Here is a 22,928-nt window from a genome sequence, read left to right on the forward strand (position 1 = left end):
GGCCGAGCGAAAACGGAGCTACCCGTATCCGATCATTGAAGACGAGAAGCAGATCTGCGGCGGCCGGTGCCGTCTGATATTTTCCGTCAACGAATGGCTGGTCCTTCGCAGAGGTCTACCCCTCCAGTAGCCTGTCCATCAGCTTCTCCGCCGCTTCCGGGATCACCGTGCCGGGCGGGAAGATGGCCGTTGCGCCGGCTTCGAGCACGGCGTCGAAATCGTCGGGCGGGATGACGCCGCCGGCGACGATCATGATGTCTTGTCGGCCGAGGCGGGCGAGGGCCTCCTTCAGTTCGGGTATGAGCGTCAGGTGGCCGGCGGCGAGCGAGGAGGCGCCGACGATGTGGACGTCGTGTTCGGCTGCGAGTTTCGCGATCTCCTCCGGCGTCTGGAACATGGCACCGACGGTGACGTCGAAGCCGAGATCGGCAAACGCGGTAGCGATGACCTTCTGGCCGCGGTCGTGGCCGTCCTGGCCCATCTTGGCCACCAGGATGCGCGGCGCGGCCCCGGTCTTCTTGCGGAACTCCTCGACCTTTTCCTGGACGCGCGGGATCGCCGGGATCTCGCCTGCTTCCTTCCGGTAGACGCCGCTGATGGTCTGCACCTTGGCGACGTGGCGACCGAACACCTTTTCCAACGCCAGCGAAATCTCGCCGACCGTCGCCTTGGCGCGCGCCGCCTTGATGGCGAATTCGAGCAGGTTGCCACCCCCGCCCGCCGCTTGGGTCAGCGCCGCGAGCGCTGTCTCGACGGCGGCCACGTCGCGCGTGCCTTTCAATTCCTGAAGCTTGGAAAGCTGTCGGGCCCTTACCTGCGCATTGTCGACCTTGAGAACGTCGACCTCGATCTCCTCCGATGGCTGGAAGGCGTTGACGCCGATCAGGCTCTGCCGGCCGGAATCGATGCGCGCCTGGGTCCGCGCCGCGGCCTCCTCGATGCGCATCTTTGGAATGCCCTTCTCGATCGCTGACGCCATCCCGCCGAGGCTCTCGACCTCCTCGATGTGGGCGAGCGCGCGGGCAGCGAGATCGTGCGTCAGCTTCTCCATGAAGGCGGAGCCGCCCCATGGATCGATGATGCGCGTGGTGCCGGTCTCCTTCTGCAGGATCAGCTGCGTGTTGCGGGCGATGCGGGCGGAATGGTCGGTCGGCAACGCCAGCGCCTCGTCGAACGCATTGGTGTGGAGCGACTGCGTGCCGCCTTGCGTGGCGGCCATCGCCTCGATCATGGTGCGCACGATGTTGTTGTAGGGGTCTTGCGCCGTCAGCGACCAGCCGGACGTCTGCGTGTGCGCGCGAAGCGCGAGGGACTTCTCGCTTTTCGGCGAAAAGTTCTTCTGCATCAGCGTCGCCCAGATGAGGCGGCCGGCGCGCTGCTTGGCGACCTCCATGAAGAAGTTCATGCCGGCGTTCCAGAAGAACGACAGGCGCGGGGCGAAGTCGTCGACGTCGAGCCCGGCGGCGACGCCGGCGCGGACGTATTCGATCCCGTCGGCGATTGTGTAGGCGAGTTCGAGGTCGAGCGTCGCGCCCGCCTCCTGGATGTGATAGCCGGAGATCGAGATCGAGTTGAACTTCGGCATCTCCCTCGATGTATATGAAAAGATGTCGGAGATGATCCGCATCGAGGGCTTCGGCGGATAGATGTAGGTGTTGCGGACCATGAACTCCTTGAGGATGTCGTTCTGGATGGTCCCGGCGAGATCCTTGTGGGCGACACCCTGTTCCTCGGCCGCCACGACGTAGAGCGCCATGATCGGCAGCACCGCGCCGTTCATGGTCATCGACACCGTCATCTGGTCGAGCGGGATGCCGTCGAACAATTGCCGCATGTCGAGGATCGAATCGATCGCCACGCCCGCCATGCCGACGTCGCCCGCAACGCGCGGGTGGTCAGAATCGTAGCCGCGGTGGGTGGCGAGGTCGAAGGCGACCGAGAGGCCCTTCTGCCCGCCCGCGAGGTTGCGGCGGTAGAAGGCATTGGATTCTTCCGCCGTCGAAAAGCCCGCATACTGCCGAATCGTCCATGGCTGCTGGACGTACATGGTCGGATAGGGGCCGCGCAGGTAGGGCGCCATCCCGGGCCAGGTGTCGAGGAACGGCAGTCCCGCGAGATCCTCCTCGCCGTAGATCCGCTTGATCGGAATGCCTTCCGGCGTGTTCCAGACGTCGTCCTGCGACGCCGCGCCGCGGGCCGGCTTTTCCCAGTCGATGGTGGAGAAATCGGGGATCATGCGCCTGCTCCCAGCGTCTCGTCGATGCGGATCGGCGCCAGCCTCTCGCAATGGACGACGCCATCCTCGACCGGCGTGGGCGCCTCCGAGGGGAGGGTGCGGACCGGACGGTCCCTGTCCGGCGGAAACAGCGTCGTTCCGACGATGGCGCGGCTGCCATCCTCGTATCGGCGCGTCTGCGCCTCGCGAGCAGCGGCGACGCGCGACTGGAATTTTCCGGCGGCGAGGCTGTCGAGGATGCCGCCCTCCTCCTCGATCCTGCGGAACTCGTTCCAGGCCTCCTCGCAGAGTGCCTCTGTCAGATGGGCGATCCCGCCCGACCCGGAGGCCGGATCATTGACGAATCCGACATTCGACTCTTCCGCCAGGACGAGTTGCGTGTTCCGCGCCACACGGCGCGCGAACCTGTCGGGCAGACCGTGGGCGAGGGTGTGCGGCAGGACGCTAATCGAATCCGCCCCGCCGACGGCGGCGGAAAACACCGCGATCGTGGAACGCAGGATGTTGGTCTCGGGATCCTTGCGCGTCAGCATGCGCCAGGACGTCTCGGCATGGATCGTGCCGGCGGAGGGCTCGATCGAGCAGACTTCCTGGATGCGCGACCACAAGCGCCGCGCGGCGCGCAGCTTGGCGATCGTGAGGTACTGGTCCTGGTTTGCCGCAACCGCAAACCCGACATGCGGGGCCGCGTAGACGAGCGGCTGGCGTGCCGCCTCGAACATGCGCATGTGCGAGACCGCCGAAGCGATGACGAAGCCCAGTTCTTGGGCTTCGGTGGCCCCGGCATTGTGGCAGACCCGGCCGTCGGCTTCGAGAAGCACGCTGGGGATGCCGAGCGCGAAGAAGTGCGAGAGTGACTGGGGCATGGAGGCCTTGAGTGCCTCGACCGACATGCGCAGCCTGCCGGTTCCGGCAAAACTCGCCGCCGGATCGATGCCGAAGCAGAGGTTGATCCTGGCGGGATCGGCGTGACGCTTGCCGAGATAGGCGACGAGCCATTCGGCCGAGACCCTGCTGAGGGAATGGGTATCGATCCTGAGGTCGAGCCGGTTCAAAGGGACGTTGTCGAGCGCGCGTGCCAGTGCGTCCGCAGAGGCGGGGAGCCCGTGGCCGAAGGCATTCGGCGCGCCCTCGAAGACGATGGACAGGCCCGTTGCGCCGCCGGCGAGGTCCTCGAGCGCCTGACGGTTGGCACGCGCGGGATCGGTGTCGTCGACGCGCTGGACGATCTTCCAGGTTCCGGCCTTGTCGTGGCGCGAGATCGGCATCGGCTGCGGCGAGCGGGCATAGATCGGCTCGATCCGGATGCCGTCGCCGGTCCGAGAGACCAGCGTGCGGTCGTAGTCGGCGCCCTTCAGCGCCTTGGCGGCCAGCGCGCGCCATTTCGTCTCGTCGCCCGGCGGGAACGCCGCCTCACGGAGCAAATCGGGGATCATCTGTCTTCCGTATCAATTCTGGCCGCCGCACGTCGTCCGGGCGCCAGAGTAAGGCGCATGAGGGATGGCTGCAACAAAGGTTGCGGCGCAAATCGCATGTTAGGCATCCCCCCGGATCGGCCGACGCCGGTCAGTATCCATCGACCGCGTGCCGGATGCAGCGCGGTCTTCTCCGATTACAATCGGCGGCACATGATGCGCAACAGGACTCTGGCGAGAGAAGCGCAATGCCGTTGTGAGGCCGGCGGCGCGTGTCTATACCTTGGGCAGGGCCGCCTGCCGCGGCACGCATGGAGGGGATTGCCGGATGGCGGAAGAAGAGAGCCTCTTTCTGGGGGCGAGCAGAAGGCCGGACGATTCCTACCAGAGGCCGGAAACGCTGCTCCTGCGCTATGCCAACAGGCACGGGCTCGTCACCGGCGCGACGGGAACGGGCAAGACGGTCACACTGCAGATCCTGGCCGAAAGTTTCTCGAATGCCGGGGTTCCCGTCTTCTGCGCCGACATCAAGGGAGATCTCTCCGGCATCGCCGCCATCGGCGAGGCAAAGGATTTCCTCGTCAAGCGGGCAGGGCAGGTGAAGCTCGACCCCTATGAGTTCCAGGAATTCCCGGTGATCTTCTGGGACCTCTTCGGGGAGAAGGGGCATCCGATCCGGGCCACCATCTCCGAGATGGGGCCGCTGCTTCTGTCGCGCCTGATGAACCTTTCCGACGCGCAGGAGGGCGTGATGAACATCGCCTTCCGCATCGCCGACGAGGAGGGGCTCCTGCTCCTCGACCTGAAGGACCTCCAGGCGATGCTCGCCCATATCGCCGATCGCGCCGACGAGATCGGCCGCAAGTACGGCAACGTCTCGAAGGCCTCGGTGGGCGCTATCCAGCGGTCGCTCCTGGTGCTGGAACAGCAGGGCGGGGAAAATTTCTTCGGCGAGCCGGCGCTGCGCATCGAGGACCTGATGCGCACGACCCGCGACGGGCGCGGCGCGATCAACGTGCTCGCCGCCGACAAGCTGATGATGAACCCGCGGCTCTACGCGACCTTTCTTCTCTGGCTGATGTCGGAACTCTTCGAAGCGCTTCCCGAGATCGGCGATCCCGACCGTCCGCGCCTGGTTTTCTTCTTCGACGAAGCGCACCTCCTCTTCGACGAGGCGCCGAAGATCCTCATCGACAGGGTGGAGCAGGTGGTGCGGTTGATCCGCTCGAAAGGCGTGGGCGTCTATTTCGTTACTCAGAACCCGCTGGACGTGCCCGAGACGGTGCTGGCGCAGCTCGGAAACCGCATCCAGCACGCGCTGCGGGCCTATACGCCGCGTGAACAGAAGGCGGTGCGGGCTTCGGCGGAGACGTTCCGGCCCAACCCGGATTTCGACTGCGCGGAAGCGATCACCCAGCTCGGCGTCGGCGAGGCGCTGGTCTCGACGCTGGAAGCCAAAGGCATTCCCTCGATGGTGCAGCGGACACTGATACGGCCGCCGTCGTCGCGGCTGGGACCGCTGACCGACCCGGAGCGCGAGAAGCTACAGGCGCTGAGCCCGGTGGCGGGGCAGTATGACAAGCCCGTCGACCGCGAATCGGCTTTCGAGATGCTGGAGAAGAAGGCGGCCGAGGCGGCGCGCGCGGAACAGGAAGCGCAGGAGAGCGAGGAGGCAGCCCCGGCCGATTCCGGACGGGGGAGAACGCGCTGGACCCTGCCCGATTTCGAAGGCGGAGGTGGGTCAAGAGACCGCGACGACGACGATTTCGAGGAGGATTATCGCCGCCGCCGGTCGTCCCGGACGCGGTCGGCGCCCAAGCCGCGGACGTCGAACCGGCAGACGGTGGCGGAGGCGGCGATCAAGTCGGTGGTGCGATCGGTGGGAAGCTCGCTGGGGCGGGCGCTGGTGCGCGGCGTGCTGGGGAGCTTGAAGAGAGGTCGGTGAGCCGAGGGCCGGACAAGCTCCGGCGTAGAGTGGGTATGCGGATTGAAGCCACCGGGTGGCGCTCATGCAGAGCGTGAGCCCGGAGCCGATGGTCGGCGCACCGCCCCCGGTCGCGCTCTGACGGCTACCTCCGTGAGCACCGGGAGTTTGCCCGTTTTCGCGACCGCGCGGGCCCACTGAACTTTTACCCGTGGTCGCGTCGACGGCCGGCGCAACCGAATTGCCATCCTGGGGTTCTATGGATGGCATGGGGACGACAATGGCGCCGCGTACAACTTCTCTTCTGGTACTGTTCGGCGGGCTTGCGGCTCTGTTGCTGCTGGCACCCGACGTCCTGTTGATCGTCTTCGCAGGCGTTCTCCTGGCAGTCCTGCTCCGCGGCGGCGGTCACTGGATCGCGCAGAAGCTCGGGATTGCAGACGGTGTGGGAATAGGTCTGTTCCTGCTCGGCGTGATCGCAGCTTTCGCGGTATTCGGTCTGGCCGTCGCGCCCTCGATCGCCGATCAGATCGATGAACTGTCACATCGGCTTCCCGAAGCTTTCGACACCGTCAGGCAGAGGATCGAGGAATACTCCTGGGGGCCAGGCCTGCTCGACCACCTGATACCGGAGAGCTTGGCATCATCCGAGGGGCGGACGGCAGCCGTGTCGGCCGTTTCCTCGACATTCGGCGCGCTCGGCAATGCAGTCGTCATCCTGTTCATCGGTCTCTATGGGGCATTGGACCCCGGGGTCTATCGACGCGGTTTCGTCAAGCTGATCGCTCCCTCGATCCGGGACCGGGGCGACGAGGTGTTGTCCAAAGTCGCCGCAACCCTGCGCAACTGGCTCACGGCCCAACTAATGGCCATGGCGGTAGTAGGAGTACTGACCGGAACCGGCCTGTGGATCGCCGGCGTGCCGCTCGCCTTCGCGCTTGGGTTGATCGCCGGACTTCTTGCCTTCATTCCGAATATCGGGCCGGTGTTAGCCATCGCGCCGGCGCTGCTGCTCGCCTTGCCCGAAGGCCAGAAAACGGTGCTAATCGTGCTGGGTATCTACATCGGGGTTCAGGCTCTGGAAAGTTATGTCGTGACCCCACTCCTCCAGCAGGAGAAGGTATCCCTGCCGCCGGCGCTCGTCATCGCCGTGCAGCTTCTGTTCGGCGTGCTCTTCGGCATTCTGGGCCTCGCCCTGGCCACGCCGATCACGGCCGCCGCCATGACGATCATCGGTCTTGTCTATGTGAGCGCCTATCTCGACCGGGAAAATGACCCGCAGCAGGGGGGCGGGGACCGATGAGCCGGCGGATCGTCGGAGTGGCTGGCGAGCTACGCGTGCCAGGACAATCAAAACGCCTCCGCGTCGCCGCGACTCGTCGAAGAATCGATCCCTGACGTCATCGCCCCTGCTCCGGGAAACCGATCAGGTGCTGGAGCGTTCGTAGAAGTGACAAAGGAGATTTTCATGCTCAAATTCATCGGTGGAACAATCGGCTTTATCTTTCTGATCGGCCTGCTGGTCGTGATCGGCATTCTGATGTTAATCTTTTGATCCCGACATCCCGACGTTCAAAGGCCCGGTCGGAGACTTCAAGCAACCAAGAACCCGCCGGACAGGTTTCGGCTTAATCCAGGCGGACATTCAGGTGCACCGAAGCGTCGGCTTTGGGCACCTTTAGAGGGTGAGCTCAATTCCCGCTGCGGCACCACACTGAGATGGTGCCGCGGGGATAGGGATGGCGGGACTGGCTACACCGTTCCGACACCGCTCGTGACCAGGATCGGCGAACCGTCGGCCACGCGGCTGTAGAGATCGATGACGTCCTGGTTGATCATCCTGACGCAGCCGGACGAGACGGACTTGCCGATCGACCACCATTCCGGGGAGCCGTGGACGCGGTAGAGCGTGTCAGCGCCATCCTGGAAGATATAGAGCGCACGCGCGCCGAGCGGGTTGTCGAGGCCGGGCGGCATGCCGCCATTGTCGGCGCTGTATTTCGCCAATTCCGGCTGGCGCGCGATCATCTCCTCTGGCGGCGTCCAGGTGGGCCATGCCTGCTTCCACTGGATGACGGCGCGGCCGGACCATGCGAATCCGTCGCGTCCCAGGCCGACGCCGTAGCGCAGCGCCCGGCCGCCGGGCTCCACAAGATAGAGATAGTGCTGCGAGGTATCGACCACGATGGTGCCGGGGGCCTCGCCCGTCGGGTCGGCCACGTACTGGCGCAGCAGGCGGGAATCGATCTCGCGGTACGGTACGGCGGGAATCTCGTACCCCGCGTCGACCCGCGCGGCGTAAATCTGCGGATAGTCGAAGTCGGAAGCGTATTCGGGTTCGGGGCGGATCGAACTGACGACGCGGGGGCTGCGGGGGCCCATGCTCGTACACGCCGAAAGCGCGACCTGCGATGCCGCGAGTGCACCGGCGGAAAGGAGGAAGCGCCTCGACATCAGGGGCGGGGTGATAGTTTTTACGGTCATGGGTGCGAACGATCCTGGTTGACGCACGACAACGCCGCACAGGGCGAAGGGTTTCCTGACCGGATGCAGCTGGTGCCGGAAAGGGTTTCAGCCGATCTGCCGCAGGCTTTCCAGCGAGGGCAAGATGATCGCCGGCGGATGGTCGAGGTACTCGTCTGGTTGATTACTACGGTTGATCCAGACCGTGCGGAAGCCGAAGCGCGTGGCGCCGGCGATGTCCCACCGGTTCGAGGACTGAAAGGACACGGCGTCGGGGTAGAGGCGCCACGCCGTGGTGACCATGTCGTAGACGCCTGGATCGGTCTTGAAGCGCTTGACGTCGTCAACCGAGAACACATCGTCGAGCACCAGGTCGAGGCCGGCCGATCTGACAGCCGCGTCGAGCATAGCGCGCGAGCCGTTTGAAAGGATGGCGAGACGGGCGCCGTCTTCCTTCAATCCCTTCAGCACGGCGGGCACTTCCGGATAACAGTCGAGTTTCCAGTAGGCATCGAGGAGGTTCTGTCGCTGTGCGGTGTCGGCAGACGGGACCTTCGCATAGGCGAAGTCGAGCGCCTGCTCGGTCAGTTGCCAGAAATCCGCAAAGTCGCCCATCAGGGTGCGGACCCAGGAATATTCGAGCTGCTTGGCGCGCCAGATCTCCGACAGAAGCTGCGCGTCCGGCCCGACCGCATCGGCATGGCGCCGCACCGCGGCGTGGACGTCGAAAAGCGTGCCATAGGCATCGAAGACGAAGGCTGTGTGTCGCATGAGGAGGAGCCGTTCCGGTTCGGTCGACTTGACCCGATGGGCCCGTGCCGGTCAAGACCCCGCTGGTGCAAGAGAATTGAGGAGAAGGGCGATTGACGCCCGAAGCGCAGCCGCTATCCATAGGCCGCAAAACCGGAAGGTGGAAACACATGGCGGTCGATACCAAAGCACAGAGCCTCACCTGGACCTTCGTCGACGGCGACTGGCACGAAGGCAACGTGGCTCTGATCGGGCCACGCAGCCACGCGATGTGGCTCGGCACCAGCGTCTTCGACGGCGCCCGCTGGTTCGAGGACGTGGCGCCGGACCTCGACCGGCATGCCGCTCGCGTGAACGCATCGGCGCTGGCGCTCGGGCTCAAGCCGACCATGACCGCCGACGCGATCGTCGAGCTCACCTGGGAAGGCCTGAAGAAGTTCGACGGCAAGACCGCCGTCTACATCCGCCCGATGTACTGGGCCGAGCATGGCGGCTACATGGGCGTTCCGGCCGATCCCCAGTCGACCCGGTTCTGCCTCTGCCTCTACGAGGCGCCGATGATTTCGCCGTCCGGCTTTTCCGTCACCGTGTCGCCCTTCCGGCGCCCGACGATCGAGACGATGCCGACTAACGCCAAGGCCGGCTGCCTCTATCCCAACAACGGCCGCGCCATCGTGGAAGCGAAGTCGCGCGGTTTCGACAATGCGCTGGTGCTCGACATGCTGGGCAACGTGGCCGAGACGGGCACGTCGAACATCTTCATGGTCCGCGACGGCGTCGTGTTCACGCCGGTCGAGAACGGCACGTTCCTGTCGGGCATCACCCGCGCGCGCGCCATCGAACTGCTTTCCGATGCGGGAACGCGCGTGGTGGAAAAGACCCTGAAGCTAGCCGACTTCCTGAACGCCGACGAGATATTCTCGACCGGCAACCACTCGAAGGTGGTCCCGATCATCCGAATCGAGGACCGCCAGTTGCAGCCTGGGCCGGTGGCCAAGAAGGCGCGCGACCTCTATTGGGAGTGGGCGCACTCGGTTTGAGACGGAAAGGCCCCTTCCCGAGGGGGCAGCACGGTTGTCTGGCGCCGGCGAAAACCTATTCTTATGTCCGGCACGTCATTTCATTCATAGAGGAGATCGATCATGGCTTTTGAACTTCCCGCACTGCCTTACGACTACGAGGCACTCCAGCCCTACATGTCGCGCGAGACCCTCGAGTATCATCACGACAAGCACCACAAGGCGTATGTCGACAAGGGCAACGAACTCGCCGCGGCGGCCGGCATGGAGAACCTGTCGCTGGAGGAGATCGTCAAGCAGTCCTTCGGCAAGAACCAGCCGCTCTTCAACAATGCCGGCCAGCACTACAACCACATCCATTTCTGGAAGTGGATGAAGAAGGGCGGCGGCGGCAAGAGCCTGCCCGGAGCGCTCCAGAAGGCCTTCGACAGCGACCTCGGAGGTTACGACAAGTTCAAGTCCGACTTCGTGGCGGCGGGCGTGGGGCAGTTCGGTTCGGGCTGGGCCTGGGTGGCGGTCAAGAACGGCAAGCTCGAGATCATGAAGACGCCGAACGGCGAGAACCCGCTCGTCCACGGCGCCACGCCGATCCTGGGCGTCGATGTCTGGGAGCATTCCTATTACATCGACTACCGCAACGCGCGGCCGAAGTATCTCGAGGCCTTTGTCGACAACCTCATCAACTGGGACCACGTTCTGGACTGCTACGAAAAGGCCAGCTGAACCCGAGAACGAACCGAACGCCCCGGATCATGTCCGGGGCGATTTCGTTGACAGTCTGTCGACCAAGCCGATACCACCGCTCACGCGAGCGTGAACGCGCGTGAACGCAAAACCGGACATTATCCCCTTGGGATACCTCACGTTTCCCCAGCAAGGCTGAGCTCAGCAAGGTACCGGAGGATTTCGCATGAAGACGTTTCTACTCGCCGTCACCACCTTCACCCTCGTATCGGGCGCATCGTTCGCCGATCCGCACGAGGATCGGGTGGCGCTGATGAAGTCCTTCGGCCAGCAACTCGGGCAACTGGCTCCCATGGCAAAGGGTGAGAAGCCGTTCGATGCGGCCGCGACGGCCGCCGCGCTCACGGAGCTACAGGCGCGAACCGAGAAGTTCGATGCGGCTGTGCTCTTCCCGGAAGGAAGCACGGGCGGAGACAAAAACCGTGCCCTGCCGGTCATCTGGACGGCCTGGGACGACTTCACCGCGCGGGCAGACAAGCTGAAGGCGGACGTGGCGGAGGTCGCAGCGACCCCGCCGGCCGACCAGGCGGCCCTTGGAGCCGCGCTCGGAAAGATCGGCAGCAATTGCGGCGGCTGCCACGAGGTGTATCGCGCACCGGAAGGCTGATCGGCAGCCGTCTACCCATGAATCTCCTGGGCAAGCTCGCCGTCGCGGCGGCCATTGTGGCTGCAGCGGGCGGGCTTGTCTTCTGGTTTGCGACCGCGCCGGAGCCGCTCTCGGAACAGTCCCTTGCGGCATTGCCGCAAGGCGACGCCGCGCGCGGCGAGCGCATCTTCTGGGCGGGCGGGTGCACGTCGTGCCATGCGCGTCCCGGGTCCCAGGGCGATGCGGTGCTCGAACTGTCCGGCGGGCTGGAACTGAGGACGCCGTTCGGCACTTTTGTTGCCCCGAATATTTCCCAGCATCCGGACGACGGCATCGGCAGCTGGACGGCAGGTGACCTCGCCAACGCCATGCTGCGGGGCGTGTCGCCGAGGGGTAGCCACTACTATCCGGCGTTCCCGTATGGTTCCTATGCGCGCATGGACCCAGCAGACGTGGCAGACCTTTATGCATTCATGAAGACCTTGCCTGTTGTCGAGGGGCGTGCCGCGGCGAACGCGCTGAAGTTCCCGTTCAGCATCCGGCGCGGCATCGGGGTTTGGAAGTTCGTTCACCTGAGCCCCGATCCGGTGCTTGAGATCCCGGACGCGTCAGAACAGGTGGCGCGCGGGCAGTATCTGGTCGAGGGCCCCGGCCATTGCGGCGAGTGCCACACGCCGCGCGACGTCTCGGGCGGACTGAAGAAGGACGAATGGCTGGCCGGCGCTGTCGCCGCCGAAGGCGAAGGGGTCGTCCCCAACATCACACCCGGCGGTCTCGACTGGTCGGCGGGCGAGATCGCCTATTTCCTCGAATCGGGCTTCACGCCGGATTTCGATTCCGTCGGCGGATCGATGGTCGCAGTCCAGAAGAACATGGCCCGCCTGCCTACCGAGGACCGTGAGGCTGTTGCCGCCTATCTCAAGGCGGTGCCGGCGCGGGAGAACGGGTACCCGGCAAGGCAGTGAGGGGGACATGCCTTGACCGTTGACGTCGTCATCGTCGGGGCCGGCGCCGCCGGTATTGGCGCGGGCCTCGAACTCCGCGATCGTGGCATCTCCTGTGTCATCCTGGAGGCCGCGGAGCGGGTAGGGGGCAGGGCCTTCACAGACAAGACCTCCCTGCCGTACCTCTGGGATCAGGGCTGCCACTGGCTGCATTGCGCCGACGTCAATCCGCTCGTCGCCTGGGCCGACCGGCTCGGCGCTTCGTATCGCAACGAAATCCGCACCAATCATTTTGCCATCTGGTCGGGCGAGGGGTGGCTGGACGACGAAACAGCGACGCTGGCTCGGTCGCACACCGTGGCGGCTTTTGCGGCGGTGGAGGCGTTCGGGGCGAGCGAGGTCGATCGCCCGATATCCGGGGTGATACCGGACGCCGGGCGATGGTCGGCGCCCGTGCGCCACATCCTGACGCTGATGGCCAGCGAAGATCCCGAGCGCGTGTCGGCAAAAGGCTATGCCGACTACGAGGACACGGGCGTCAACTGGCCGGTCGTGTCCGGATACGGCGATCTCGTCGCTCGAATGGCGGCCGGTCTGCCGGTCCGGCTCGGCGTCGCAGTGACCGGCATCGATCAGATGGCCGGACGCGTCCGCGTCGAGACTCCTCAGGGAACGTTGGAAGCCCGCGCGGCGATCGTGACCGCCTCCACGAACGTGCTGCTCTCCGGCGCGATCCGCTTCGGCCCGGGGCCGGCGCGGCAAGTCCTAATGGACTTCGTCAGCGACGTGCCGTGCGGTGCCTACGAAAAGGTGGCGATTGCCTTGCGGCGCAAGATCGTGGCCGACGAGCGCAAGCTCTTCTGCATGATCGACCCCGGCGACGGCTCCTCGCCGGTCGATTTCCAGATCATGTCTTCCGGCGAGCCGGTGATGATCGCGCACATGGCCGGCGATCTGGCTCGCGGCGTGTCCGCGGAGGGGGAAGCCGCGATGACCGCCTTCGCGGTCGAACGGCTGGCGCTGGCGTTCGGACACGATGTCCGCAAGGAAATCGTCGCGTGCGGCGTGTCCGGCTGGGACGCCAACCCGTTCGTGCGCGGCGGTTACTCCTACGCCAGGCCTGGCACCGCCCGCAGGCGGCACGACCTCATCGCGGCCGACACCGGCAACGTCGCCTTCGCGGGCGAGGCGCTGTCGCGGCAATGGCAGGCGACCGCCCATGGCGCCTACCAGAGCGGGCGCGACGTGGCTGCACGGCTGGCCGCGCAGGTCCTTCAACCGGTCTGACCCGAGCAGATCCGCGCCGGCGCCGAAAGCCGGTCGTGCGGATCAGGCGTCGGCCTTGCCCGTCACTTTCAACGCGAAGGCATAGGTCAGGGCGATCTCCTCCAGGCGGGAGAACCGGCCGGATGCGCCGGCGTGGCCGGCTTCCATGTTGATGCGGAAGAGAACGGGGTTGTCGGACGTCTTGCGGTCGCGCAGCCGCGCCACCCATTTCGCCGGCTCCCAGTAGGTAACGCGCGGGTCGGTGAGGCCGGCGACCGCGAGGATCGGCGGGTAGGCGCGCGAGCCGACATTGTCGTAGGGCGAGTAGGCGGCGATCGTGCGGTAGTCCGTCTCCGATTCGATCGGATTGCCCCATTCGGGCCATTCCGGGGGGGTGAGCGGGAGGGATGCGTCGAGCATCGTCGTGAGCACGTCCACGAACGGCACTTCGGCCACGATGGCGCCGAATGCCTCGGGCGCCATGTTGGCGACCGCGCCCATGAGCAGCCCGCCGGCCGAGCCGCCCTGCGCCACGATGCGGTCGTGCCTGGTGAAGCGTTCGGCGACGAGGTGGCGGGCGACCGCGATATAGTCGAGGAAGGTGTTCATCTTCCTGTCGCGCTTTCCGTCCTCGTACCAAGAGAAGCCCTTGTCCTTGCCGCCACGGACATGCGCGATGGCGTAGACGAATCCGCGGTCGACGAGCGACAGGCAGTTGGTGTTGAAGGCCGCGGGGATGGCGATGCCGTAGGAGCCGTAGCCGTAGAGCAGGCAGGGCGCGCTGCCGTCGAGGGGCGTGTCGCGGTGGTAGAGGATCGAGACCGGGACGAGTTCGCCGTCGTGCGACGGCGCCATGAGGCGGCGCGTGACATAGTGGTCCGCGTCGTGGCCGGAGGGAACCTCCTGCGTCTTCAGGAGCACGCGTTCGCGGGTCCGCATGTCATAGTCGAAGACCTGCGAAGGCGTCGTCATCGAAGAATAGGAGAAGCGGAAGACGTCGGTGTCGTATTCGAGAGACCCGACGAGGCCGAGCGAATAGGCTTCTTCCTCGAAGAAGATGGAATGTTCCTCGCCGGAGGTCCGCTCCCGCACGACGATGCGCGGCAGGCCATCCTTGCGCTCCAGCCGGATCAGGAAATCCCTGAAGGCCATGACGCCGAGGATCAGGCGGCCGGGCTCGTGCGGGACGATTTCGGTCCAGTTCTCCTGGCGCGGGTCGGCGGCGGGCGCCGACATGACCTTGAAATCCTTGGCGCCGTCGATATTCGTCAGAATGAAGAAGACGTCGCCGCCTTCCTCCATGTCGTACTGGACGCCGGCTTCGCGCGGCCGGACGAGCTTCGGCTCCGCCGTCGGGTCGCTCGCGGCGATGATGCGGTATTCCGACGTCTCGTGATCGTTGATCGCCACGAAGATCCAGTCGTTCGTGCGGGTGCCGCCGACATTCATGAAGAAGCCGGGGTCCTGTTCCTCGTAGACCAGCCGGTCCTGCTTCGGATCGGTCCCGAGCACGTGGTGCAATATCTTCGAGGGGCGATGGTTGCTGTCGAGGCGCGTGTAGAGGAAGCCGTCGTTGGCCGCGGTCCATACGCCGCCGCCCCCCGTGTCGGGCACGGTCTCGGCCATGTCCGCGCCGGACACGAGATCGCGGACCTTGAGGCTGTAGAACTCGGAACCCTTGTCGTCGTAGGCCCAGAGCAGCCTGGCATGGTCGGCCGAATGGTCGGTGCCGCCGAGCCGGAAATAGGCCTTTCCTTCCGCCTCGACGTCGCCGTCGAGCAGCATCTCCTCGGCTCCGCCATCGCGCGGAACGCGGAAGTAGCGCGGCTGCTCTCCACCCGTCCTGAAGGAGGATCCGTAGGCGAAGGGTCCGTCCTTCATCGGCACGGAGGAATCGTCCTCCTTGATGCGGCCCTTCATCTCCGCAAACAGCCTCTTCCGCAATTCCTCGGTGTCGGCCAGCATCCTTGACTGGTAGTCGTTTTCCGCCTCCAGGTGCGCGCGGATCGCCGGATCGAGCAGGGAGGGATCGCGGAACATCTCCTGCCAATTCTCCGCCCGCAGCCAGGCATAGTCGTCCGTCCGCGTGACGCCGTGGTGCGTGTCGGAGACGGGCTTCCTGGCCGCGGCGGGAGGATCGATCTCGGGGAAGGGGAACGGTTTCGTCATGCGCAGGGAATCGTCTCGCTGAACGGAAATGGGATGGAAGTCCGGGCGGCCCACCGGAGCTATGCCATTCGTGGCACGACTTCAAACGATTCGACGTGGAACATCAGCAAAAAAAGTTGCGTACGCACGCGGGTTGACCCACTCCGTGCCGCTTCCTGCCGGGCGGCTTCGGAATGCTGAGTATAAATGCCACACAGGGCCGCATCTGCTTGCCGGGCGGAGGCCGACCCGCTATGTGTCCCGCGGCAAAACGAAGAAGAACACAAAGAACGGCGGGGAGCTCGGGCAACTGAATGGCGGACGGATTGCAGTCGCTGACCTTTCTGGCGCTGATCTTGCCGTTTCTGGCCGCCGCCGTTGCACCATGGCTGACGAAGGCGCTGAAGCACAACGCCGCCTGGGTTCTGGCGCTGGCGCCGGCCTTCATGTTCGTCCATTTCCTGGGCTACCTCGGGGATGTCGCGGGCGGACAGACGATCACCGGCGGCTATGCCTGGATACCGAGCCTCGGGGTCGATTTCTCGTGGTACCTGGACGGCTTGTCCCTCGTCTTCGCGCTGCTCATATCCGGCATCGGCACGCTGATCGTTCTCTATTCGGGCGGATACCTGAAGGGGCACGAACATCAGGGGCGGTTCTTCTCGTTCATACTGATGTTCATGGGCGCCATGCAGGGACTGGTGGTGTCGGACTCGTTCCTGACGCTGTTCGTCTTCTGGGAGCTGACCTCGATCACGTCGTTCCTGCTGATCGGCTTCGACCATGCCCGCGGCGCCTCGCGCCGCGCCGCGCTCCAGGCGCTTGTGGTGACGGGGCTCGGCGGATTGTCCATGCTGGCAGGTCTGATCGTCATCCAGGTCGCAACCGGCGCCGGCAGCATGTCGGAACTTCTCGGGTCCGGCGACCTGCTGCGCCAGAGCCCGTTCTACCTGATTGCGCTGGTCCTGATCCTCGGCGGCGCCTTCACCAAGTCGGCGCAGTTCCCGTTCCACTTCTGGCTTCCGAACGCGATGGAGGCTCCGACGCCCGTCTCGGCCTACCTGCACTCCGCGACCATGGTGAAGGCTGGTGTCTACCTCCTCATGCGGCTGAACCCGGCGCTCGGCGACACGGTGTACTGGGAGACGATCCTGCCCGTCTTCGGCGGGACGACGCTGCTGGTCGGAACCCTGCTCGCCGTCCGCCAGACCGACCTGAAGCTGATGCTGGCCTATACCACCGTCGCATCGCTCGGCCTGCTCGTCATGCTGACCGGCTTCGGCTCCGAGATCGCGGTGGAAGCGGCGGTGCTCTACCTGATCGCGCACTCCATGTTCAAGGGCGCGCTGTTCATGGTCGCGGGCCTGATCGACCACGAGAGCGGCACCCGCGACGTCACCCGGCTCGGCGGGCTTCGCGGGGCGATGCCGATCACCTTTGCCGCCGCCATGCTGGCGGCCCTCTCGATGGGCGGGCTGCCGCCCTTCTTCGGCTTCCTGGCCAAGGAGGAGATCTACGCGGCGCTGAACTTTTCCGGCGGTTGGAATTCCGTGTTCACGCTGGTCGCCATCGCCGGCAACGCGCTGATGTTCGTCATCGGCTTCGCAGTCGCCATCAAGCCCTTCTTCGGAGAGTTGCGCGAGACGCCGAAGCACCCGCACGAGGGGCCGGTCCTGCTCTGGCTGGGGCCCCTGACGCTGGCGGTCGTAGGCCTCGCTACCGCGATCTTCTCCGGCGTATCGCACCAGTATCTCTCGAGCCCCATGGCGTCCGCCGTCGCTGGTGCGCCGGTGGAGGTCTACATCTCCGTGGTTCCGCATGTCGGACTGCCGCTCGTTCTCTCCGTGGTGACGGTGCTTCTCGGGGTGGCGATCTACCTCTTCCTCGACCGCGCGAGGGCCGCGATGGCCGGCATCCTGCGGGCGATCGGCTGGGGACCGGATCGCGGTTTCGACCAGTTCATGCGCGGGCTCGTGCGGTTTTCGGCCGGGGTCACGGCCATCGTCCAGAACGGCCGGCTCGAGGTCTACATGACCGTGACCTTCATCATGATCGCGCTGGCGCTCTGGGTGCCGATGATCGCGTCCGGCGAATTGCCGGCCTGGCCAGCGTTCCCGGATCTCGCTTTCTACGAATGGACCATCATCCTGATCGCGGTGATCGGGCTCGGCGCCGTCGCCTACGCCGCGGACCGGCTGACGGCGATTGTCTCGCTCGGCATACAGGGTTTCGCCGTGGCGCTGCTTTTCATGCTGTTCGGAGCGCCCGACCTCTCCTTCACGCAGTTCATGGTGGAAACCCTGTCGGTCGTCATCCTGGCTCTCGTCATGACGCGACTGCGCCTGCACCCGAGCGATCACCGTCCGACGCCGGAGAAACTTCTGGACGTGGCCGTATCTGGCGCTTGCGGGGCGGGGTTCGCGATGCTGCTGCTCAAGGTGACCCAAGTCCCGTTCGACGCCACGCTTACGGAATTCTTCAACACCTACTCCTACGTGGTCGCCCATGGGCGTAACGTCGTGAACGTCATCATCGTCGATTTCCGCGGCCTCGACACGCTGGGCGAGATCGCCGTGGTCATGATCGCCGGGCTGGCGATCCTGGCGCTGATCCGCATCCGCGTGCCGCGGTCCGAACCCGCCGCGGAGGCGAAGGGCTGACATGCGCACGGTGATCTTCCGCACGACGGCGCCCTATCTCACCAGCCTTATGGTGCTGTTTTCCGTGTTCGTGCTCCTGCGCGGCCACAACGAACCGGGCGGCGGCTTCATCGGCGGCCTGATCGCCGCGTCCGCCTTCGCCATCTACGGCATCGCCTGCGGCGTGGCGCCGGTGCGCCGGGCGCTCTACTTCCATCCAATGGGCCTGGCCGGCTTCGGGCTGTTCCTCTCGGCGATGTCGGGGTTCGTTTCGCTCGCCAAGGGCGTCCCCTTCCTCACGGGGATCTGGACGTCGGTGAACCTGTTCGGTGTATCGCTCGACCTCTCCACCATCCTTTTCTTCGACATCGGGGTCTATTTCGTCGTGGTAGGATCGATCACCTCGATCGCTTTGGCGCTCGAGGAAAGGGAGCGGGACTGATGGAAACCGCGCTCGCCGGCCTCGTCGGACTGTTCTACGCCGTCGCGATCTACCTGATGCTGTCGAAGCACATCATCCGGGTTCTGCTCGGCATCGTCATCTTCGGCAATGCCGTCAACATGACGATCTTCACCGCGGGCCGCATTGTGCGTGAAGTGCCGCCGATCATTCCTGCCGGTGCGGAGCGCATCGAGAGCGTCGTCGCGAACCCGCTGCCGCAGGCCCTGATCCTGACCGCGATCGTGATCTCCTTCTCGTTCTTCGCCTTCCTGCTGGTCCTGGCCTATCGCGCCTACCAGGAACTCGGCACGGACGACACGGACGAGATGCGCGTCGCCGAACCCGAAGGCGAGAGCCTTCCTCCTCTGGGCTACTGAGACAGACATGGCGGCTCCAGGAGCGACGTCCATCGATACGGCTGCGGCGCACATCGCCGGCGCGACGGCGCTCGCCGACTGGCTGGTGATCGCGCCCGTCGCCCTGCCGATACTCGGCGGGGCGCTGCTCCTGATGGTCCGCCACCGGACGCGGGTTCACGCCGTCCTGGCGTTCCTCTTTCTCTTTGCGAGCTTCCTGTCCTCGGCTTTCCTGCTGGCGCGCGTGGTCTCAGAAGGGCCGCTCGTGATGACCATGGGACGATGGCTGCCGCCGTTCGGCATCACCTTCAACGCCGACGTGCTGGGTGCCACGTTTGCCACAGCCGCAACCTTCGTGGCGACCGTCGCCGCCGTCTTCGCCCTGCGCGACATCAACGTGACCGGCCGGCGCTACGGCTTCTACTCGTTCCTCCTCCTAATGGTGGCGGGCGTCGACGGCGCCTTCCTGACGGGGGACATCTTCAACCTCTACGTCTGGTTCGAGGTCTTCGTCATCTCGTCCTTTGGGCTCCTGGTCCTCGGGTCGGAGCGGCGGCAGATCGACGGCGCGACCAAGTACGCGGTGCTCAACCTCGTCGCCACGACCGTCTTCCTGATCACGACCGGCATGCTCTACGGGACCTTCGGGACCCTCAATATGGCCGACATCGCGCGCAAGGCGGAGGGATTGCGCGAGACGGGTCCGCTGATGACGATCGCGACGCTCTACCTGCTGGCGTTCGGGATGAAGGCCGCCGCGTTTCCCCTTAACTACTGGCTGCCCGCCTCCTACCACACGCCGCGCATCGTGACGTCCGCGCTCTTCGGCGGACTGCTGACCAAGGTCGGGATCTATGCGCTGCTGCGCACGATGATGACCCTGTTCCCGGTCGAGCGGGAAGTCCTTTCCGGCCTGATCGGCTGGATCGCGGTCGCCACCATGCTGCTTGGCATCCTCGGCGCGCTCGCCCAGTCCGACGTGCGCAGGATCATCGGCTTCGTCGTCATTTCCGGTATCGGAGTGATGCTTTCCGGCCTGGCGCTGGGGACGCCGCTTGGCGTGACCGGCACCATTCTCTACGCAGTCCATTCGATCCTCGTGATGACCGCGCTCTATCTCCTTGCCGGGCTCATGCACGAGGCCGGCGGAAGCTACTCCCTGCACGAGACCGCGGGGCTCTATCGCAGCCATCCGCTGCTGGCCGCCATGGCGCTGCTTCTTGTGCTGGCCGCTGCCGGCCTTCCGCCGCTTTCCGGGCTCTGGCCGAAGGTCATGCTCGTCAAGGCCTCGATCGAGAGCGGGGCCTGGTGGCTGGCTTCCGCCATCCTCGTGAGCAGCATCCTGACGGTCATCGCGCTCGGACGCGTCTTTGCACTTTCGTTCTGGCGGATGGATGCCGGCGAGACGGTCGAGCGCACCGATGCCGAGCGGGCGATCAGCCCCGGGGCGGGATACGGCGTCCTTGCCGCGCTGATCGTTCCCGCAATCGCGATCGGCGTCTATCCCGAGCCGTTCCTCCGGCTCGCCGCCGCCGCGGCCGCCGGCCTTGCCGATCCCGCTTCCTATCTCGATGCGGTGTTCCCGCCCGGAGGAGGATCATGACGATCTATCTGATCAACATCCTGCTTGCGCTCGCATGGGTGGCCGTCACTGGTTCGGCAACCATCTCGAACTTCCTCTTCGGGTTCGTTCTCGGCGCCGGCGCGCTCTATCTGATCCGCGAGCAGGCCGGCTCTCTCGGCTACTTCCGGCGGACGCGCCGCGTCGTGTCGCTTTTCGCCCTGTTCCTCTACGAACTGGTCCTGTCCTCCTGGCGCGTCGCCGTGCTGGTCGTGCAGCCGCGGATGGACCTGAAGCCCGGCATCTTCGCCTATCCGTTGAAGGTCGACCGCGAGTTCGAGATCACGCTGCTGGCGAACCTCATCACACTGACCCCGGGAACGCTCTCGGTGGACGTTTCGGAAGATCGGCGCTTCCTTTACGTGCATGCGCTGGACTGCTCGGACCCGGACCAGACGCGGCTCGACATCGCGAACGGTTTCGAGCGCAAGATCATGGAGGCGTTTCGATGAACGCCAGCGAAGCGTTCCTGACCGGCGCGGTATACTTGGCGCTGGCGCTGCTCAGCCTATCGTTTCTCGTGACGGTGTTGCGCGTCGTGCGCGGGCCGACCTTGCCGGATCGCATCGTCGGGCTCGACATGCTCGTGGCGGTCGCGATCGGCTTCATCGCCGTCATCGGCATCAAGACGGGGGTGACTCTCTACGTCGATGTTGCGATCGCGCTGGGTCTCGTCGGGTTCCTGGCTACCGTCGCCTTCGCGCGCTTCGTGATGAACCGTGGGCGCGATCGCGAGGTCGACGGGGAGCTGCAATCCGGGAGCGAACCGCTGGAACACCGACGGCCGGAGGCGAGTTCATGATCGACATCATCCAGAACTATCTGGCCGGCATCCTGATCATCGTGGGATCGGGGTTCGCGCTGGTTGCCTCGATCGGCCTGCTCAGGTTGCCGGAATTCTACACCCGGATGCATGCCGCGTCGAAGGCGGGAACGCTTGGTTCGGGCGTGATGCTGATCGCCCTGGCTGTCTATACGGACGAAACCACGATCGCCACGCGCGCGCTGGCCGGCTTCGTCTTCTTTCTGCTGACGGCCCCGATTTCGGCGCATCTCCTGGCAAAGGCGGCCTATGCGGCCGGCTATCCTCTCTGGGAAGGATCCGTCCACGACGAGATGCCGCAACAATCCAGGGACCCCGATGCCTGAGAATTGGTCAATGTTACAACTTTGTAATGTATCCCTATCACCGATCTTACCAAGCGCCCCGGAAAACGCGCAGAGGTTGTATTCCGCAGGGTCAATCTCGAACAATACACTAGTAACCAGACAGATTTTTTTCTTAACTGCTGTATTGAATTGACTTGAAACTTTGATTGCTTCAATTATCTAGCCGATATGCGAATCGTAGAATTCCTATTTCGCACATCGCCGTTGATCGGCGCGTAAGAACGCCGAACGCAATCGACCATCCTCGAACTGGGGCCTGAAAACCATGGAACTACCCGAATCCAGTGCTATGAGCGGTAACATGCTCATCGAACTTACTGCCGACGTCGTCGCCGCCTACGTGAGCAACAATCCAGTTCCTGCCGGGGAACTCCCGAACCTGATCGCCGACATCCACAGCGCGCTCGGCCGCGTCGGCTCTGGCACGGAACAGGTGCCCACCGAGAAGCCCAAGCCGGCGGTGAACCCGAAAAAGTCGATACACGACGACTACATCGTCTGCCTCGAAGACGGGAAGAAGTTCAAGTCGCTGAAGCGTCATCTCATGACCCACTACGGACTTACGCCCGACCAGTACCGCGAGAAGTGGGGCCTCGATGCCAACTATCCGATGGTCGCACCGAACTATGCGGCTGCCCGTTCGCAGCTCGCCAAGAAGATGGGTCTCGGCCGCAAGCGCAAGACGCGCTGATCAAGCGGTCATCGTGCCAAGTGTCAAGACGGCGTCTTCGGGCGCCGTTTTTGCTTTCGTGCATTCGCCGGCGGGCAAACCAAGATCGATGAATGCGAGCGCCTGCTTCAGGGCGATGTGACGGTTGAGGTCGTAGCTCCAGTGCCGGGCTCCGCCGCGGAGCCTTTCGCGTTCGAGCAGGCGCTGAACCCTTCTCCGGATCGCCGCCTTGTGTTCCCCCTCCGCGCCCATCGCGGTTGCAAGGTCGATGCCCGTGGCGAGGAAGAACGCCGCCGATGCCCGAGCGAACGCGATCTCGCGCGCCCGGGCGGCTTCGAACAACTGAGCTTCTCTGGCGATTGCCGGCATCCGCCTGCTCCATTCCGGTTGAATATGGTTGCAAGCATGCCCGCCGCCGGCGGAGCGGGGAGAGATTCCGCCGCGTTGCCGAAAGTCTTTTCGAAAACACACAGGAAGATCAACGAGTTCGCGGCAAGGCGGGCCTTTTTCCGTTGCTATTTTGTTCACACCATCC

The 22,928-nt window shown here is 64.9% G+C and carries 22 protein-coding genes; 16 read left to right on the forward strand and 6 right to left on the reverse strand.

Annotated elements, in window-relative coordinates; translation table 11 throughout:
• Positions 1 to 115 precede the first annotated feature (115 nt).
• Together scpA and ABGN05_RS20905 are read right to left on the reverse strand one after the other, a co-directional pair.
• The gene (scpA, locus tag ABGN05_RS20900) at positions 116 to 2,236 is read right to left on the reverse strand and encodes a methylmalonyl-CoA mutase (protein ID WP_367955987.1); all 2,121 of its coding nucleotides are present in this window, start codon (positions 2,234 to 2,236) and stop codon (positions 116 to 118) included.
• Positions 2,233 to 3,672, reverse strand: a complete 1,440-nt coding sequence (locus tag ABGN05_RS20905; RefSeq protein ID WP_367955988.1) for a methylmalonyl-CoA mutase subunit beta — start codon at positions 3,670 to 3,672, stop codon at positions 2,233 to 2,235. The genes scpA and ABGN05_RS20905 overlap by 4 nt, the downstream gene beginning before the upstream one ends.
• Before the next feature lie 307 nt (positions 3,673 to 3,979).
• Here ABGN05_RS20905 and ABGN05_RS20910 point away from each other — a divergent pair, with 307 nt between their 5' ends.
• From ABGN05_RS20910 to ABGN05_RS30255, 3 genes are all read left to right on the forward strand, one after another.
• The gene (locus ABGN05_RS20910; RefSeq protein WP_367955989.1) at positions 3,980 to 5,596 is read left to right on the forward strand and encodes a helicase HerA-like C-terminal domain-containing protein; all 1,617 of its coding nucleotides are present in this window, start codon (positions 3,980 to 3,982) and stop codon (positions 5,594 to 5,596) included.
• A 259-nt stretch (positions 5,597 to 5,855) separates the two neighbouring features.
• Positions 5,856 to 6,878, forward strand: a complete 1,023-nt coding sequence (locus ABGN05_RS20915; protein WP_367955990.1) for an AI-2E family transporter — start codon at positions 5,856 to 5,858, stop codon at positions 6,876 to 6,878.
• A gap of 147 nt (positions 6,879 to 7,025) precedes the next feature.
• On the forward strand, positions 7,026 to 7,130 hold the full coding sequence (locus tag ABGN05_RS30255) for a small membrane protein YohP (protein WP_444876175.1): 105 nt from the start codon (positions 7,026 to 7,028) through the stop codon (positions 7,128 to 7,130).
• A gap of 197 nt (positions 7,131 to 7,327) precedes the next feature.
• Here ABGN05_RS30255 and ABGN05_RS20920 read toward each other — a convergent pair whose 3' ends face one another.
• Together ABGN05_RS20920 and ABGN05_RS20925 are read right to left on the reverse strand one after the other, a co-directional pair.
• Positions 7,328 to 8,059 (reverse strand): L,D-transpeptidase, encoded by a 732-nt coding sequence (locus ABGN05_RS20920; RefSeq protein ID WP_367955991.1) that lies wholly within the window; start codon positions 8,057 to 8,059, stop codon positions 7,328 to 7,330.
• A gap of 87 nt (positions 8,060 to 8,146) precedes the next feature.
• Entirely contained in the window at positions 8,147 to 8,809 is a 663-nt protein-coding gene (locus ABGN05_RS20925; protein ID WP_367955992.1) for a haloacid dehalogenase type II, read from the reverse strand.
• 149 nt (positions 8,810 to 8,958) lie between these two features.
• Here ABGN05_RS20925 and ABGN05_RS20930 point away from each other — a divergent pair, with 149 nt between their 5' ends.
• The 5 genes from ABGN05_RS20930 to ABGN05_RS20950 all read left to right on the forward strand — a co-directional run bounded on the left by ABGN05_RS20930 (position 8,959) and on the right by ABGN05_RS20950 (position 13,368).
• Complete coding sequence (locus ABGN05_RS20930; RefSeq protein WP_367955993.1) at positions 8,959 to 9,828, forward strand: branched-chain amino acid aminotransferase; 870 nt, start codon at positions 8,959 to 8,961, stop codon at positions 9,826 to 9,828.
• Between the two features lie 102 nt (positions 9,829 to 9,930).
• Complete coding sequence (locus ABGN05_RS20935) at positions 9,931 to 10,530, forward strand: superoxide dismutase (protein WP_367955994.1); 600 nt, start codon at positions 9,931 to 9,933, stop codon at positions 10,528 to 10,530.
• Between the two features lie 187 nt (positions 10,531 to 10,717).
• On the forward strand, positions 10,718 to 11,158 hold the full coding sequence (locus tag ABGN05_RS20940; RefSeq protein ID WP_367955995.1) for a c-type cytochrome: 441 nt from the start codon (positions 10,718 to 10,720) through the stop codon (positions 11,156 to 11,158).
• Between the two features lie 17 nt (positions 11,159 to 11,175).
• Positions 11,176 to 12,102 (forward strand): cytochrome c, encoded by a 927-nt coding sequence (locus ABGN05_RS20945; protein ID WP_367955996.1) that lies wholly within the window; start codon positions 11,176 to 11,178, stop codon positions 12,100 to 12,102.
• A 12-nt stretch (positions 12,103 to 12,114) separates the two neighbouring features.
• Positions 12,115 to 13,368 carry a flavin monoamine oxidase family protein gene (locus ABGN05_RS20950; protein WP_367955997.1) on the forward strand — a complete coding sequence of 418 codons (1,254 nt, stop codon included), beginning with the start codon at positions 12,115 to 12,117 and terminating at the stop codon, positions 13,366 to 13,368.
• 42 nt (positions 13,369 to 13,410) lie between these two features.
• Here ABGN05_RS20950 and ABGN05_RS20955 read toward each other — a convergent pair whose 3' ends face one another.
• Entirely contained in the window at positions 13,411 to 15,516 is a 2,106-nt protein-coding gene (locus ABGN05_RS20955) for a S9 family peptidase (RefSeq protein ID WP_367955998.1), read from the reverse strand.
• 293 nt (positions 15,517 to 15,809) lie between these two features.
• Here ABGN05_RS20955 and ABGN05_RS20960 point away from each other — a divergent pair, with 293 nt between their 5' ends.
• The 8 genes from ABGN05_RS20960 (at position 15,810) to ABGN05_RS20995 (ending at position 22,414) form a co-directional block, all read left to right on the forward strand.
• The gene (locus tag ABGN05_RS20960; RefSeq protein WP_367955999.1) at positions 15,810 to 18,155 is read left to right on the forward strand and encodes a putative monovalent cation/H+ antiporter subunit A; all 2,346 of its coding nucleotides are present in this window, start codon (positions 15,810 to 15,812) and stop codon (positions 18,153 to 18,155) included.
• A 1-nt stretch (position 18,156) separates the two neighbouring features.
• On the forward strand, positions 18,157 to 18,576 hold the full coding sequence (locus ABGN05_RS20965) for a Na+/H+ antiporter subunit B (protein WP_367956000.1): 420 nt from the start codon (positions 18,157 to 18,159) through the stop codon (positions 18,574 to 18,576).
• Positions 18,576 to 18,953, forward strand: coding sequence for a Na+/H+ antiporter subunit C (locus ABGN05_RS20970; RefSeq protein ID WP_367956001.1), 378 nt, complete (start codon positions 18,576 to 18,578; stop codon positions 18,951 to 18,953). The genes ABGN05_RS20965 and ABGN05_RS20970 overlap by 1 nt, the downstream gene beginning before the upstream one ends.
• A 7-nt stretch (positions 18,954 to 18,960) precedes the next feature.
• Positions 18,961 to 20,535, forward strand: coding sequence for a Na+/H+ antiporter subunit D (locus ABGN05_RS20975; protein WP_367956002.1), 1,575 nt, complete (start codon positions 18,961 to 18,963; stop codon positions 20,533 to 20,535).
• The gene (locus ABGN05_RS20980; protein WP_367956003.1) at positions 20,532 to 21,005 is read left to right on the forward strand and encodes a Na+/H+ antiporter subunit E; all 474 of its coding nucleotides are present in this window, start codon (positions 20,532 to 20,534) and stop codon (positions 21,003 to 21,005) included. Before ABGN05_RS20975 ends, ABGN05_RS20980 begins: the two co-directional genes overlap by 4 nt.
• Positions 21,002 to 21,355 carry a cation:proton antiporter gene (locus tag ABGN05_RS20985; RefSeq protein ID WP_367956004.1) on the forward strand — a complete coding sequence of 118 codons (354 nt, stop codon included), beginning with the start codon at positions 21,002 to 21,004 and terminating at the stop codon, positions 21,353 to 21,355. Before ABGN05_RS20980 ends, ABGN05_RS20985 begins: the two co-directional genes overlap by 4 nt.
• On the forward strand, positions 21,352 to 21,702 hold the full coding sequence (gene mnhG / locus ABGN05_RS20990; RefSeq protein WP_367956005.1) for a monovalent cation/H(+) antiporter subunit G: 351 nt from the start codon (positions 21,352 to 21,354) through the stop codon (positions 21,700 to 21,702). The genes ABGN05_RS20985 and mnhG overlap by 4 nt, the downstream gene beginning before the upstream one ends.
• A 322-nt stretch (positions 21,703 to 22,024) precedes the next feature.
• The gene (locus ABGN05_RS20995) at positions 22,025 to 22,414 is read left to right on the forward strand and encodes a Ros/MucR family transcriptional regulator (RefSeq protein ID WP_373695968.1); all 390 of its coding nucleotides are present in this window, start codon (positions 22,025 to 22,027) and stop codon (positions 22,412 to 22,414) included.
• Here the strand turns inward: ABGN05_RS20995 and ABGN05_RS21000 are convergent, their stop codons facing one another.
• On the reverse strand, positions 22,415 to 22,762 hold the full coding sequence (locus ABGN05_RS21000) for a cytoplasmic protein (RefSeq protein WP_367956007.1): 348 nt from the start codon (positions 22,760 to 22,762) through the stop codon (positions 22,415 to 22,417).
• Positions 22,763 to 22,928: the final 166 nt, after the last annotated feature.

This window comes from Aquibium pacificum (assembly GCF_040839445.1).
Taxonomy (GTDB): Bacteria; Pseudomonadota; Alphaproteobacteria; order Rhizobiales; family Rhizobiaceae; genus Aquibium; species Aquibium pacificus.

Excerpts from the sequence above, each read along its gene's own strand:
- scpA (WP_367955987.1), bottom strand. The coding sequence starts at position 2,236 with ATGATCCCCGATTTCTCCACCATCGACTGGGAAAAGCCGGCCCGCGGC.
- ABGN05_RS20905 (WP_367955988.1), bottom strand. The coding sequence starts at position 3,672 with ATGATCCCCGATTTGCTCCGTGAGGCGGCGTTCCCGCCGGGCGACGAG.
- ABGN05_RS20910 (WP_367955989.1), top strand. The coding sequence starts at position 3,980 with ATGGCGGAAGAAGAGAGCCTCTTTCTGGGGGCGAGCAGAAGGCCGGAC.
- ABGN05_RS20915 (WP_367955990.1), top strand. The coding sequence starts at position 5,856 with ATGGCGCCGCGTACAACTTCTCTTCTGGTACTGTTCGGCGGGCTTGCG.
- ABGN05_RS20920 (WP_367955991.1), bottom strand. The coding sequence starts at position 8,059 with ATGACCGTAAAAACTATCACCCCGCCCCTGATGTCGAGGCGCTTCCTC.
- ABGN05_RS20925 (WP_367955992.1), bottom strand. The coding sequence starts at position 8,809 with ATGCGACACACAGCCTTCGTCTTCGATGCCTATGGCACGCTTTTCGAC.
- ABGN05_RS20930 (WP_367955993.1), top strand. The coding sequence starts at position 8,959 with ATGGCGGTCGATACCAAAGCACAGAGCCTCACCTGGACCTTCGTCGAC.
- ABGN05_RS20935 (WP_367955994.1), top strand. The coding sequence starts at position 9,931 with ATGGCTTTTGAACTTCCCGCACTGCCTTACGACTACGAGGCACTCCAG.
- ABGN05_RS20940 (WP_367955995.1), top strand. The coding sequence starts at position 10,718 with ATGAAGACGTTTCTACTCGCCGTCACCACCTTCACCCTCGTATCGGGC.
- ABGN05_RS20945 (WP_367955996.1), top strand. The coding sequence starts at position 11,176 with ATGAATCTCCTGGGCAAGCTCGCCGTCGCGGCGGCCATTGTGGCTGCA.
- ABGN05_RS20955 (WP_367955998.1), bottom strand. The coding sequence starts at position 15,516 with ATGACGAAACCGTTCCCCTTCCCCGAGATCGATCCTCCCGCCGCGGCC.
- ABGN05_RS20960 (WP_367955999.1), top strand. The coding sequence starts at position 15,810 with ATGGCGGACGGATTGCAGTCGCTGACCTTTCTGGCGCTGATCTTGCCG.
- ABGN05_RS20965 (WP_367956000.1), top strand. The coding sequence starts at position 18,157 with ATGCGCACGGTGATCTTCCGCACGACGGCGCCCTATCTCACCAGCCTT.
- ABGN05_RS20970 (WP_367956001.1), top strand. The coding sequence starts at position 18,576 with ATGGAAACCGCGCTCGCCGGCCTCGTCGGACTGTTCTACGCCGTCGCG.
- ABGN05_RS20975 (WP_367956002.1), top strand. The coding sequence starts at position 18,961 with ATGGCGGCTCCAGGAGCGACGTCCATCGATACGGCTGCGGCGCACATC.
- ABGN05_RS20980 (WP_367956003.1), top strand. The coding sequence starts at position 20,532 with ATGACGATCTATCTGATCAACATCCTGCTTGCGCTCGCATGGGTGGCC.
- ABGN05_RS20985 (WP_367956004.1), top strand. The coding sequence starts at position 21,002 with ATGAACGCCAGCGAAGCGTTCCTGACCGGCGCGGTATACTTGGCGCTG.
- mnhG (WP_367956005.1), top strand. The coding sequence starts at position 21,352 with ATGATCGACATCATCCAGAACTATCTGGCCGGCATCCTGATCATCGTG.
- ABGN05_RS20995 (WP_373695968.1), top strand. The coding sequence starts at position 22,025 with ATGCTCATCGAACTTACTGCCGACGTCGTCGCCGCCTACGTGAGCAAC.
- ABGN05_RS21000 (WP_367956007.1), bottom strand. The coding sequence starts at position 22,762 with ATGCCGGCAATCGCCAGAGAAGCTCAGTTGTTCGAAGCCGCCCGGGCG.